Source organism: Nocardia sp. NBC_00881 (genome assembly GCF_045207455.1).
Lineage (GTDB): Bacteria > Actinomycetota > Actinomycetes > Mycobacteriales > Mycobacteriaceae > Nocardia.
Genome location: NZ_CP108798.1, coordinates 1,186,685 through 1,199,209, shown reverse-complemented (window position 1 = coordinate 1,199,209; position 12,525 = coordinate 1,186,685). Strand labels below are relative to the sequence as shown.

Below are 12,525 nucleotides of genomic sequence, written 5' to 3'. Positions count from 1 at the left end.
ACCCTGCCAGCCCGTCCGGCCCGCGGAAGGCCACAAGCAACCCACGCGTGCCGCGCGACGACCATGGCCATCCGCACAACCAGCCGTGCAGTTACGTTTTTGTGCTGGCGAATTCTGTTGCGAGGCACGAACTGCGGAATGGTGTGGCGCGGTGTGCGTCACCGGTCGACACTGTCCTGGCACGTGCTCGTCCGGTATGTGTGTGACCTGTTCATCACCCCTGGAGACAGCATGACCGAGTCTTCCGCCCAGTTGCCCACCGGCAGATTCATTTATACCAAAGAGGGCTGACGCTCTTTCCGCGTAGGTGGTCGTTCGACCAAAGGTCGACCTGTCAAGCAGATCCGCGCCGACGCTTCCTCCAGGTCGCGAACCGTTGATCGGCGAAAATTGGAGTGCATCGTGGCAAATCTATTGCCGTTCTTGATCGCGGGAATTGTATCCGGTTCGGTATATGGACTGGCCGCAGTGGGTTTGGTGCTTACCTACAAGACGTCGGGAGTGTTCAACTTCGCCCACGGCGCGATGGCCACGGTTTCGGCGTACGCGTTTTACACGTTCCACGTCATCGATGGTGTTGCATGGCAGCTCGCCGTGGCGATTTGCGTTCTCGGCATCGGTCCGGCCATGGGCCTGGCGCTGGAGTTGGTGGCCCGTGTCGTCGACGGGGCGACTTTGGAACTACGGATCGCCGCGACCGTCGGCATTCTGCTGGTCGTCGAGGCGGGGGCGAGTCTGTACTTCGGTCAGACGACGACGCGTATCGTCCCGACGTTCCTGCCGCAGGGCGGATTCGCCGCCTTCGGCGTGCGGGTGCAGTGGTCGGATGTTGCCACGTTCCTTGTCGCGGTACTCGCGACGGCCGCGTTGTCGGCCGCGTTGCGGTTCACCCGACGCGGCATCGCGATGCGTGCGGTGGTCGAGAATGCGGCGTTGCTGGATCTGGCCGGGACCAGCCCGGTGAGCACGCGACGATGGGCCTGGTGTGTCGGCACTGGCTTGGCGTCACTGTCCGGGGTGCTGTTCGCGCCGTTGATTCCGCTCGATCCCGTGCAGTTGACGTTACTGGTCGTTCAGGCGTTCGGAGCGGCGGCCATCGGTCGATTCACCAGCCTGCCATGGAGTTTCGGCGGTGGACTGCTCATCGGGGTTCTCGCCGCACTGGCCACCCACTACTTCAACACAGGGCTTGCCGCGGGAGTTCCTGCCGCATTGCCGTTCTTGGCGTTGTTCCTCGTCTTGCTGGTCATGCCGCGTCGCTACCTGATGGAAAGAGACAAGTCGGTCCAGCGTATCCGATCCGGCTGGACTGCTCCGCCCGCACTGCAATCCATTGGCGGAGCCGTGGTGTTAATGGTGCTCGCACTGGTGCCGTCGTTCGCGGGCATCCACTTGACGGACTGGACCGTGGCGCTGGCGATGACACTCGTCTTTCTGTCGCTCGGGCTGTTGGTCCGCACGTCTGGTCAAGTCTCGCTGTGTCACATGGCCTTCACCGCGATCGGCGTTTGCGCGTTCTCGCATTTCGCTGTCGATTGGCGGTTTCCGTGGCCGCTCGCACTCATCGGATGTGGACTGGTGGTCGTGCCGATCGGCGCGGTGCTGTCGATCCCGGCCATTCGCCTCAGCGGCCTCTATCTGGCGTTGGCGACCTTCGGATTCGGCGTCGTACTCCAGGTGATGTTCTACAGCCAGGACTACATGTTCGGCACCAGCGGGCTGGGCCTGAAAATGCCGCGGCCCAGCGTATTCGGACTCGATTCCGACCCCGCCTTCTACCGTCTCGTGCTGGCGCTGGCCACGATGGCCACCCTGTTGGTGGTGGCGTTGGACAAGAGCAGGCTCGGGCGATTGCTCCGCGGCCTGGCGGAATCGCCGACCGCGCTGCGGACGCACGGCGTCACGATCGACATCACGCGCGTTCTCGTCTTCTGCGTCTCGGCATTTCTCGCTGCGCTCGGCGGTGCACTCGCCGGAATGGCCCAGACGACCGCCGCGGCCGACAACTACCAGCCGCTGCTGTCGATCACCTATTTCGCGGTCATCGTCATCATGGTGGGCCGCGAGCCGTGGTATTCGCTACTGGCCGCGGCGGCGCTCATCCTGGTGCCGTCCTATATCACGACCGCCGACATGTCGCTGCGGCTCCAGGTCCTTTTCGGCATCCTGGCGGTGCTGCGTGCCGCCACCGCTAGCCGCCTCGAAGTCCCCGCCCCGATCCGATCCTGGCTCGACCGCACGTTTCGCCGCAACCACACATCGGCGGCGTTTGCGGCGGAGCAGCCCACCAGGTTGTCCCCGACGGTACTGGACGTCGGCGACCTATCGGTTCGCTTCGGCGGCGTCGTGGCGGTCGAAAACTTCTCGTTCGAAGCGCCGACCGGGCGGATCACCGGGCTTATCGGTCCTAACGGGGCCGGAAAGACCACCACATTCGATGCCTGCACCGGTCTGGTCAAGGCCCACACAGGCGTGGTGCGACTGCGAGACCGGGTGATCAGCCGGGCATCGACTCCACGCCGGGCGCGACTGGGCCTCGGACGAACCTTCCAGAAGACGGAGCTGTTCGATTCTCTTACCGTCGCCGAAAACGTCGCTTTTGGAGCGGAAGGCCCGCTCGCTGGGGCGAACCCGCTCGCCCACCTCATCGCGACGCACGGACAATCCCGGCGGGTGCGCACCGCGACGGCCTCCGCTATGGCGTTGTGTGGCATCGAAGCCATCGCGCACACCCGCGTCGGCGCGCTCTCCACCGGGCAGCGCAGACTGGTCGAACTCGCTCGTTGTCTTGCCGGGCCATATCGGATCCTTCTACTCGACGAGCCCAGCTCGGGCCTCGATCATTCGGAGACCGCACGTTTCGGTCAGATCCTGCGGCATGTCGTCGCCGAACGCGGCGTTGGAGTCGTCCTGGTCGAGCACGACATGTCGCTGGTGCTCGATGTCTGCGAGGAGATCATCGTCCTCGACTTCGGCCGCCGGATATTCCGGGGCACGCCCGCGCAGGTCAGGGCTTCGGAGATGGTGCAGCACGCCTATCTCGGCGAGCCGGTCACCGAAGAGTACCGGCTGCAGGAGCCCGTAGCATGAGCAGCACCGACTTCGCGCTCGAATTGCGCTCGGTCACCGCGGGATACGGTTCCGCCATCGTGCTCCACGACGTCGACCTCACGGTTCCACCTCGATCGGTCGTCGCCCTACTCGGGCCGAACGGTGCCGGGAAAACAACGCTGCTGCGAGTAGCCTCCGGACTGCTGCGTGCGCGATCGGGCACGGTGGCGATCAGCGGCGCCGATCTGACCCGAGCCCGCCCCGCGCGCCGCGCGCGCGCCGGCCTGTGCCTGATCCCCGAGGACCGAGGGGTGTTCACGGACCTGACGGTCCGGGAGAACCTACGTCTGCTGACGCCACCGTGGCGACGCCACCGCGGCGTCGACGACGTGCTCGATATCTTCCCTGCGCTGCGGACCAGGCTCGACCAACGGGCAGGTTCCCTGTCCGGCGGGCAGCAGCAGATGTTGGCACTGGGGCGTGCCTGGCTGGCCGATCCGGCGGTTGTCCTGCTCGACGAGGTTTCCATGGGCCTGGCACCGCTGGTCGTGGACGAGATCTTCGCCGCGCTAGGTGAATTGCGTGCCGCCGGCGCGGCGATTCTGCTGGTCGAGCAGTACGTCGACCACGCCATGACCATGGCCGATCACGTGGTGTTGCTCAGCCGCGGCATGGTCACGTTTGCCGGACCCGCCGCGGAGATCGACCGAGATGCCGTGCTGGAGAACTATCTCGGCATCGATAGCGGACACACAGACTTGCCGGCGTCGCCGGCGGGACACCCACCCGGAACCGTTGCCGGGCCGTGGGCGTAGCGATTCGAAGTTCGGCAACCGCATAGGAGTGGAGCTAATGAAGAAGACAAGGTTTCTGTGGTGGGTCGCGCCGATGCTGGCGGCAGCGCTCGCGCTCACGTCGTGTTCCGCCGACTCGGCGAATAGCGGGTCCGAATCCATTGGCCCGGTGAAGGTTTCCGATGGTGGGCTCACGGGCGATCCGATCCTCATCGGGTCGATCTGCAGTTGTACCGGCCCTGCCGCCGGATCGGTGGGGCGCGCCACCGATGTGCTGCAGGCGTGGGCGTCGTCGGTCAACGATCGTGGCGGAATCAACGGCCACCCTGTCAAGGTCGTCTCCTACGACGACGGGCAGAATCCGACTACGGCGCTGGCCGTCGCGAAGAAGCTGGTCGAACAGGACAAGGTGGTCGCAATCGTCGGCCAGACCAGCCTGGTTACTTCGAGTTGGCAAGCCTACGTCGACAGCAAGGGCATTCCCGTCATCGGCGGGCAGCCCGTCGATGCCCCGTTCATCACCGATCCGAACTTCTTCGCCTCCGGCACCACGCTGCCGGTGCTGATGCTGGGCGAGGTGGCCCAGGCCAAGCGAGTGGGCGCGAAGGCCCTCGGCGTCTACTACTGTGCCGAGATCCCGGTTTGCGAGCAACTTCCGAAAATGCTCGAGCCGATGGCCAAACAGGCCGGCCTGGGATTCGCCGCGGAGAAGGTCGCGATAGCCGCGCCGAACTACATCGCCCCCTGCTTGGCATTCAAGGAAAAGGGGGTCGATGCCGTGCTCCCCGCCGTATCGGTCGAGGCGATTTCGCGGATCGCGGCATCGTGTGCCCAACAGGGGTACAAACCGATACAGGCCCCCACCGGCGTGAGCCTCCAAAAGGCGTGGGCCACGGACCCGAACTTCGAGGGCAGTATCTTCGCAGGCTCCAACGCGCTGTACACCGACGACTCGATCCCGGCGATCAAGAACTTCAGCGAAGCCCTCGACAAATACGTACCCGGCCTTCGGGACAGCGCGGACCTCAGTGCTCCGCTGCTGTGGCCGTGGGCAGGCGGCCAGCTGTTCCTGGCGGCAGCAAAAGCGGCCGACCTCACCCCGTCCTCGACGAGCGCGGACGTGATCAAAGGCCTGCACGCACTGCGAGATGAGACCCTCGACGGCCTCGCGCCACCGCTGACCTTCCCGGAGGGCAAACCCGCGTTCCCACTGTGCTACTTCACCGGAAACACCAAGGGCGGCACGTACCACTCCGACAACGGCGGCAAGCCGACGTGCATCGATCAGGACACCGCCGCCGCGTTGATGAAGGCGCTCACACCGGCGTGACAGCCCGAGCCCGACCAGGCGCCGGCTGGTCGGGCTCGATCGCCGGCCTGACTACTCTTGCGTCACCGAGTGCTCGGCCAGCAGAGCCCGCAGCCTGTCCGAGTCGACCTTCATCACCGTCCCGACATAGCGGACCGTACCGACTATCAAGACGTTCGACGGGCCTCGTGCGCCGGGGAAATGCGGGCCAGCACCTCGTCGTCGATGCGGCAGCCCTCTCAGCGCATCCGCTCGACCGCGAGCCCGCAATATTCTGTGTCCAAGCGATGACTGCGTTGATGGCCAGGGTCAGGCACCACGCCTGCCCGGTCTGGCTTCCAGATGCCGGGCCCGGAAGGTTCCTTCATGGGCGTAGACGAGGTCGCGTGGAGAGCGTGGATGGATTGCTGAAAGAATATTGGCGCATGAAAGTGCTGAGTAACACAACCATCGCGACGCTGACCGAATGCTGAGGCCTCGGCCTCCGCCACCGGCCCACGCTACACGATAGCCATCGTCGGGCTGCTCATACTGGCCACCCCACTGCTGTTGCCGCGACGCAGGAGAGCGAGCCGAGAACTCGCGAACTCGCCGCAGATCGTGCCTGACCGATCTTGCGCTACATTCTTGCTCAAGTCCCATGCAGAGCATCAGGGCCGATCCATACGGCGGCAGCTTGTTGTTTCGGGACGCGCGGTCTTTGGCACCGCCGGCACCGCAACTCGCCACAGACTCCAGACAAACCCCCCACACAGAACAGTCCCCGGTAGTCTCCATCGAATCCATGAGCCTCAGTCGTCGCTGACAACTCCGTATTCGATTGGCTTGCCGGGGGCCTAGCCAGATCCTGGGAAAGTTCATCATTGCCGACAGACGTCTCCGCCGACAATGTGGCGCTCTCCCGGTGTTCCGGTGTAATGACCAGTTTCCTCCAGATTTGTCTCTAGTCAATACCTGCGCGCCCCCTTCTTCAGCAAAATGATCTTGGCGTGTATTCTGATCAACCGGATCATGCAATACAGTGGGGTTACCGCCACCGCCTAGTTCACCGTTTGCCAGATCGTCGGGCCACCACTCGTTGGAGTCCCCATGGCGCTCGTTCACACTCCCGCCTCGACGAGTGCAGGCCTTCGCTCCACACTCGCCATCGTGGGCATCGTTGTGCTCGCATTGCTTGTTCTCTGTCTCATCGGGCTCGACCAGGCGCTGTATCAGGCACCGGGATATACCCGCATGAGCTGATGCACGACGGCAGACACCTCCGCAGGGAGGCCTGTCGACCAGTTCAGCTCGGTCGACCGCCCGCAGCAGCGCATATGCGATCACCCTGCCGGGTACATCGGATCCGTCACTACGGAGACCTCATGAGTTCACCGAATCGATTCGACGAAGTTCAAAGCCAGGTCGCGGATATCGCTCCAGTGTTCCGCAGACCGCTGGACTCGCCATACGAGATCTCGAACGAGTTGTTTGCCGCTCTCCGCCATGTCCTGCACGACGTCGGCGGACAGCCAGACCTACCGATCGAGTACCAGGAAAAAGACGAAGAACCCTGGGAGATGAACACGTACGTCACATGCGAATGCCTCGGCTGGCGCGGCGTGTGGAATTCCGAGGAACGCCGACGAGCCGAGAACGACCTCGGCGCGACGCTGTACTTCGGTCTGCCTTACTACGCGCGTTGGGCGACCGTCGCCGCGAAGGTGCTGATCAACAAGGGTCTGATCACACCAGACGAACTGTCGGCGAAATTGGACGAGGTACGGGCGCGAATGGAGGCACGGGCATGACCAAGAAGTACGAGATCGGCGATCGCGTCCGGGTTCGAAACGCGACGTCGATGTTCCACACCCGCACCCAGGCCTACACCCGAGGGCGTACGGGTGTCGTCGTCGAACATCGGCCCGAATGGGTGATTCCGGAGGACGAGGCGTGGGGACGCGACGACGGCCGCTTCGAACCGTTCTACGTCGTGCGGTTCCGCCAGAAAGACCTGTGGCCTAAATACACCGGTTTCGCCGTCGACACGCTGGAGACGGAGGTCTCCGAGCGTTGGCTCGAGCCCGCAGAGGAGGATTCCGAGTGAGTCAGACCCACGATCACGGGGCGCATGCGCCGATCCAGACGAGCGGAGAGATCAGCGAGTTCGAGGTCTTGGAGACCGCGATTCGCGAACTCGCCATAGAAAAGGGTCTCTTCTCGCGGGAAGACCACAGACGGTTCGCCGAATGGGCCGAATCGGTCGGCCCGCACGGCGGATCGAAACTGGTCGCGAAGGCGTGGACGGATCCCGGCTTCAAGGCGCGCCTGCTCGCCGACGGGACCGAGACGTGTAAGGAGGTCGGCATCGACTGGCGTGACCCGACGGGATCCGGAACGCCGAGCGACTACACCTACTTCTACGTGTTGGAAAACACGCCCAAAGTGCACAACGTAATCGTGTGCACGTTGTGCTCGTGTTATCCCCGGCCGGTTCTCGGTATGTCTCCGGACTGGTACCGCACCCCCAATTACCGTCGGCGCCTGGTGCGTTGGCCCCGTGAGGTGTTGGCCGAATTCGGGCTGCACTTTCCGCCCGACGTCGAGATCCGGGTGCACGACTCGAACCAGAAGTCTCGGTTCATGGTGATGCCGATGCGGCCCGAGGGCACCGAGGGGTGGACCGAGGAACAACTGGCGGCCATCGTCACCCGGGACACGATGATCGGCGTGGCACTGCCGCAGGTCGACTGGACTGCGCAGGCGCCGCCGGACCAGGTCGAGTCCGCCACGGGGAAGGGTGGGCGACAGTGAGAAGCGGTCCGTACGACATCCTCCTACACACATTGGAGCCCGGGTCGCGGCGGGAGAGCACACTTCCCGAACTCGACCGCAAGCCCGACCCATGGGAGTCGAGCATCCAGGCGACGTGCGAATGCCTGTCCTGGCGAGGCACATGGGACAACCTGGAACGCCGCCATACCGAGGATGCGCTCGGTGAGACGATCTACCACGACTTTCCCGTGCGGACCCGATCGGTCGTCGTGACGGCCCACACGCTGATGGATCGCGGATTGATCACGCCCGAAGAGTTGCGCACGCGAATGGCGGTGGTCCGGGCGCGGTTCAACCGGGAGTAGATCGGGGCCAGCCGGGATAGGGGTCCAAACCTGCCGCGGCGTGTTGTAGTGCCTGGCCAGTGAGCTGGATGTGGTGACCGTGTTATGCGGTGGGCGCTCGAGCGAGGTGGGGTTCCAGGGCGCGGTAGAGGGTGGAGCGGCCGATCTCGAGGTGTTTGGCGATGGCGGTGACCGACTCGCCGCGTTGCGGCGGTCGATGGCGACGGCGAGGGTGTCGGGGACCACTGCTGGGAGGCGTGCAGCTGGTCCTCGAGCAGGATAAGGAGTTCCTTCATGGAGCGCGCGACCCGGTCGGGCTAGATCACGAGTGTGTCGCCGGGCTCGAGCATGGCCAGTGTCTTGCGCAGCTACGGCCGGTCACCGCGTGTGCTGGCGGTCTCCATGATGACCTCGCGGCAGTCGGCTGCGTCCAGTGCGTCCAGTGCGTCGAGTTGGAGCTGGTGATCCTGCGATCGTCCGGACACCCTGGCGTAGCCGATCCGGACGGTGTTGGTGCGCGCCATCCCTGGATCGTCTCGCAAACTGTCCCGGAACTCAACGCACGACACCCGGTTGCGGGACGCATTCCGGGACGCCCCGCCGTGGGCGTTCGCGACTGCCTGGCGGTCGTCCCGGATTCGACCCGATATCGGGACGACCACCCCAGCCACCTATTGGCCAAGATCACCGCGCCGAACTCGGGTCCAGTAGGTGCCAAACGCCAGTTTTCACAAGATCGTTGGTCACAGGCCTCTAACCGCCCGCACTGCCGAACATCCCCTCATGCCATTACGTGCTGCTGAAGTCCCCATACCTCGGCCGACACTGTCGAACTCGGGATGGCCGTCACCGTTCGCATGATTCGAGGTGTTCGAGCGACGCCTGTGCGGCCAGGTACCCCGCCGCTGCGGCACGGCGATACCATTGCGCGGCTTCGGAGTTGGCGCGGCGACTATGCAGGAAGTGCCCTAGCCCGACGACGGCGGGCATATGTCCGGTGTCGGCTGCCTTGCGGCACCACTCCTCGGCTTCGACAGCCCGGCCAGGGGCGTTGCGCAGCAATTCGGATAGCTCGGCCATCGCGAGAGGGTCGCCCGCGTCGATGGCCCGTCGGTGCCACTGCTCGGCGGCATCGTTGTCACCGCTTTTGTGGAGGTTGAGCGCACGGCAGCGCATCGCCTTTGCGTCACCGGCCTCCGACGCTGCTATGTACCCATTGGTGAAGATCCAGTCCCAGCCGAAATGGAACCGCTCGAGCAGCAGCGCCCCGTTCGGATGGCCGGCATGGAAAGCGTTGTAATGCCACATCTGCGCCTCCTCGACCGCACCCCGTTTCTGGGCTTCGTCACCGAGCCAGGCCATGGCTTCGGCATCGCCTGCTGCGGCGGCTCGTCGGTAGAGGTCTTCGGCGTCGGCCCGCCGGTTCTCGTCCTTGTCGAATTGTCTGGCAAGGACGATCATCGCCGGAACGCTGCCGAGCGCGGCGGCTCGTTGCTGCCACTGCTCGGCCTCCTCAGGCCGATCGAAATCCTCGAGGAACGCGGCCAGTGTTTCTACCGCTGCGATATCGCCGAGTTCGGCAGCCTGGGCATACCAGTCCTCACACTGCACGAACTCGCGCAGATCGCGAGCAAGACTGCCGAGCAGGATCATCAGGCCGCTATCAGCTGCGGCCACAGCATGCTGGGTGAGCAGGTCCCGGGTCGTCGCGAGCTGTTGCTTTGCCCGAGCAACGACATCTTTCTGCTTATCGACGCTGGAAACTTCCTGGAGCTCCTCAGCCAGCCATCCACTGCTGCGGACCGACTGCGGGCGCTCCTCCATTCTGGCGAGCCCCGACAGGGTGACGTGGCGATTGCGGGCACGGATCGAGGTACACAACTCCTCGTAGGTTTCGACAACCGCCTGCGGCGCGAGACCGAGACCTTTCAACACCGCAGACGCTGTGAGAGCGACCGACACGACGCGAACTTCCCATTTCATACCAACCGCTCGCTCCCATGCCGACCAACCACGTCGCCGACCAGCTAACCACTAAAGCAATTACATTTGCTCACCGGGCAATCCCGCCACCCGACGACGGCGCGAGCTAGACGATTCCCAGCGCTGCGGCCTACCTGCCCGCTGGTCTCGATAACGATCCTGGGACGAAAGCAGTACTCGACGTCGATGTAGGAGTAGGCATCCCGCCGGACTGCGCGAGACATATCGACCGCGCCGCGACGGTCGCGGGCGCACCCTCGGCACACTCGGACCGGCCGGGTCTGTGCTCGACGCTGCAACGCACTCCGTTGCCGCTGAGCGGGTCGTTTGAGCAGGCGTTTCCGGTGCCTCGGGGGTGTCGCTGGGCTGGCGGGGAACAGGGCGCGGGGCTGCAATCGGCGGTCCGCTCGAACGCGGCCAGCGCGGCGCGGTAACCACTGTCGTAGGAAATCAGACGCAGCAGATGCCCCGGCCGACGATGCGACTACCGTCGCGATCGACCTTCGCACCGCTGTCAATGGGATGCTCTCGTAGCGCATCAACGAGCCAGATCTGCCGTGGCCCCCAGCCGTCGAACAGCTCGACCGCTTCCTCACCAAACTCGTTGGCATCGATCGCCCCGCCACACGGGGCCGCGCATCCTGATGGTACGGATGCGGCGGCGCAATTGGTCGATCTAGCCGTCCGGTCACGCCGAGCGGGCCCACACCGCGATATGATATGGAAACCAAATAACTTATGCGAAAGTGGCGGTGTGTGACTCCAACAGCAGGTCGGGCCGCGGCGCAGCATCGACGGCAGCTGACAGTTGCCGTCAAGGAGGCGTTGCGCGACTTGAACATTCAGCTGGCGCTGCTCAATCGGAGATTCGGCGGTCGGGTCGACCTCAAGGATGTCGACTGGACCTGCCTCGACCTCATCAATCGACACGGACCGTTGTCGCCGACCTCGTTGGCACGGCGTACCGGGTTGCATCCGGCGACGCTGACGGGAATCCTCGACCGACTCCAGAAGGCTGGTTGGATCGCGCGCGAGCGCGATCCCGAATCGGACCGCCGCGCAGTCACACTGCGGGCGGCGCGCGGACGCAATTCGGAGCTGTTTCAGGTGTTGTCCGGCATGAACACCAGGATGGACGAGTTGTGCGAACGCTACTCCGAGGCCGAACTCGAGGTGATCGCCGACTTCCTGCGCCGGAGCGGTGCCGCCGGGCACGAGTCGGCCGAAGAGCTGGCCGAAGACTGAATCCGGATCGGCCGGTAAGCGGACCGTCCCCATACCGCCTGTCACACTCCCCCTCGGTGCATCGTCTACTGGATGACAATCGGAACGAAGGAGGCATCGATGCGGATCGCGGTAGTCGGAGCGAGCGGACGGATCGGCCGCGAGGTGGTCGATGTGCTGAAGAACCAGGGCCACGAGGTCGTGGGGATCGCTCGGTCGGCGGGTGTGGACGCCTACACCGGCGAGGGCTTGGCGCAGGCGCTGGCCGAGGTGGAGGTGGTGGTGGACGCGGTCAATGCGACAACGACGGAAACCGCGGCGGTGACGGACTTCTTCCGCACCATTGCCCAGAACGTGCAACGGGAGGCGGCCGCCGCGGGCGCGCAGCGAATCGTGCTGTTGTCGATCATCGGCATCGATTCGTTCACCGCGGGGCATTATGCTGGGAAGCTGGCGCAGGAGAAGGCCTATCGACAAGGCCCGGTGCCGGTGCGGATCCTGCGTGCCGCCCAGTTTCACGAGTTCGCGGAGATGATGCTCGACTGGACCACCCGCGGCGATACGGCCTCCGTTCCGGAGTATCGAACTCAGCTCGTCGCCGGCAGTACCGTCGCTGCGCACCTGGCAGCATCGGCCGTCGAGGAGAGCGGCGCCGAGCTGGTCGAGATCGCTGGCCCGTTGGAGCTGAAGCTTGCCGCAGCGGTGGCGAAACTCGCTGCGCGACGCGGTAATCCGGCGCGGGTGCAGGAGATCCTCGACACCGACGACCCGAACCGCGAGCTGCAGGCGAACGGCGCCCTGCTGCCGGGACCGGCGGCGATCCTCGCCGGCCCGACGTTCGACGAATGGCTGGACCAGCACTACCCGACGCAGCAATAGCTCAGCAGATCCTGCGCCCGCCGGGACGGCCGGTGAAGTACGGTCGCTTGCCGCCGAGTCCACGTGGAGGACTGCGTTGAAGAGGCACCCAGTGCGAACTGAACGTGCGGGCGTGGGAATCGGAGCATGCCGCCTCGACTGGACGCGAGTGGTGATCGTGCTGGCGGCTCGCTATGGTTCGAGTTAC

Annotated in this window: 11 protein-coding genes and 2 pseudogenes; 9 read left to right on the top strand and 4 right to left on the bottom strand. The window is 64.7% G+C overall.

Going from position 1 to position 12,525, the window contains the following annotated elements; translation table 11 throughout:
- Positions 1–402: 402 nt before the first annotated feature.
- The 3 genes from OH799_RS04880 to OH799_RS04870 are packed head-to-tail and all read left to right on the top strand — an operon-like array spanning position 403 to position 5,175.
- The gene (locus OH799_RS04880; protein WP_406276199.1) at positions 403–3,090 is read left to right on the top strand and encodes an ABC transporter permease subunit; all 2,688 of its coding nucleotides are present in this window, start codon (positions 403–405) and stop codon (positions 3,088–3,090) included.
- Positions 3,087–3,866 (top strand): ABC transporter ATP-binding protein, encoded by a 780-nt coding sequence (locus tag OH799_RS04875; RefSeq protein WP_406276197.1) that lies wholly within the window; start codon positions 3,087–3,089, stop codon positions 3,864–3,866. The genes OH799_RS04880 and OH799_RS04875 overlap by 4 nt, the downstream gene beginning before the upstream one ends.
- 37 nt (positions 3,867–3,903) lie before the next feature.
- Positions 3,904–5,175: an ABC transporter substrate-binding protein gene (locus tag OH799_RS04870; protein WP_406276195.1), complete on the top strand. Its 1,272-nt coding sequence runs from the start codon at positions 3,904–3,906 to the stop codon at positions 5,173–5,175.
- Positions 5,176–5,396: 221 nt separating this feature from the next.
- Here OH799_RS04870 and OH799_RS04865 read toward each other — a convergent pair.
- Positions 5,397–5,561, bottom strand: a pseudogene (locus OH799_RS04865) (Tn3 family transposase); the annotation flags it as partial.
- A gap of 957 nt (positions 5,562–6,518) precedes the next feature.
- Here OH799_RS04865 and OH799_RS04860 point away from each other — a divergent pair.
- From OH799_RS04860 to OH799_RS04845, 4 genes are read left to right on the top strand one after another with little or no spacing between them, the layout of a single operon-like run.
- Positions 6,519–6,944 carry a hypothetical protein gene (locus tag OH799_RS04860; RefSeq protein ID WP_406276193.1) on the top strand — a complete coding sequence of 142 codons (426 nt, stop codon included), beginning with the start codon at positions 6,519–6,521 and terminating at the stop codon, positions 6,942–6,944.
- A complete protein-coding gene (locus OH799_RS04855; RefSeq protein WP_406276191.1) occupies positions 6,941–7,240 on the top strand; it encodes an SH3-like domain-containing protein in 300 nt (99 codons plus the stop codon). The genes OH799_RS04860 and OH799_RS04855 overlap by 4 nt, the downstream gene beginning before the upstream one ends.
- Complete coding sequence (gene scnC / locus OH799_RS04850) at positions 7,237–7,947, top strand: thiocyanate hydrolase subunit gamma (RefSeq protein WP_406276189.1); 711 nt, start codon at positions 7,237–7,239, stop codon at positions 7,945–7,947. The genes OH799_RS04855 and scnC overlap by 4 nt, the downstream gene beginning before the upstream one ends.
- The gene (locus tag OH799_RS04845) at positions 7,944–8,273 is read left to right on the top strand and encodes a ScnB (protein ID WP_406276187.1); all 330 of its coding nucleotides are present in this window, start codon (positions 7,944–7,946) and stop codon (positions 8,271–8,273) included. Before scnC ends, OH799_RS04845 begins: the two co-directional genes overlap by 4 nt.
- Positions 8,274–8,355: 82 nt before the next feature.
- On the opposite strand, the pseudogene OH799_RS04840 reads toward OH799_RS04845, so the two are convergent.
- From OH799_RS04840 to OH799_RS04830, 3 genes and pseudogenes are all read right to left on the bottom strand, one after another.
- Positions 8,356–8,451: pseudogene (locus tag OH799_RS04840) on the bottom strand (helix-turn-helix domain-containing protein); the annotation flags it as partial.
- Positions 8,452–8,620: 169 nt separating this feature from the next.
- On the bottom strand, positions 8,621–8,776 hold the full coding sequence (locus OH799_RS04835) for a hypothetical protein (protein WP_406276185.1): 156 nt from the start codon (positions 8,774–8,776) through the stop codon (positions 8,621–8,623).
- 322 nt (positions 8,777–9,098) lie between these two features.
- A complete protein-coding gene (locus tag OH799_RS04830) occupies positions 9,099–10,214 on the bottom strand; it encodes a hypothetical protein (protein ID WP_406276183.1) in 1,116 nt (371 codons plus the stop codon).
- A 777-nt stretch (positions 10,215–10,991) separates the two neighbouring features.
- Between OH799_RS04830 and OH799_RS04825 the strand changes: the two genes are divergently transcribed.
- Positions 10,992–11,480, top strand: coding sequence for a MarR family transcriptional regulator (locus OH799_RS04825; RefSeq protein ID WP_406276181.1), 489 nt, complete (start codon positions 10,992–10,994; stop codon positions 11,478–11,480).
- A gap of 72 nt (positions 11,481–11,552) precedes the next feature.
- Positions 11,553–12,338 carry an SDR family oxidoreductase gene (locus tag OH799_RS04820; RefSeq protein ID WP_406276179.1) on the top strand — a complete coding sequence of 262 codons (786 nt, stop codon included), beginning with the start codon at positions 11,553–11,555 and terminating at the stop codon, positions 12,336–12,338.
- Positions 12,339–12,525: the final 187 nt, after the last annotated feature.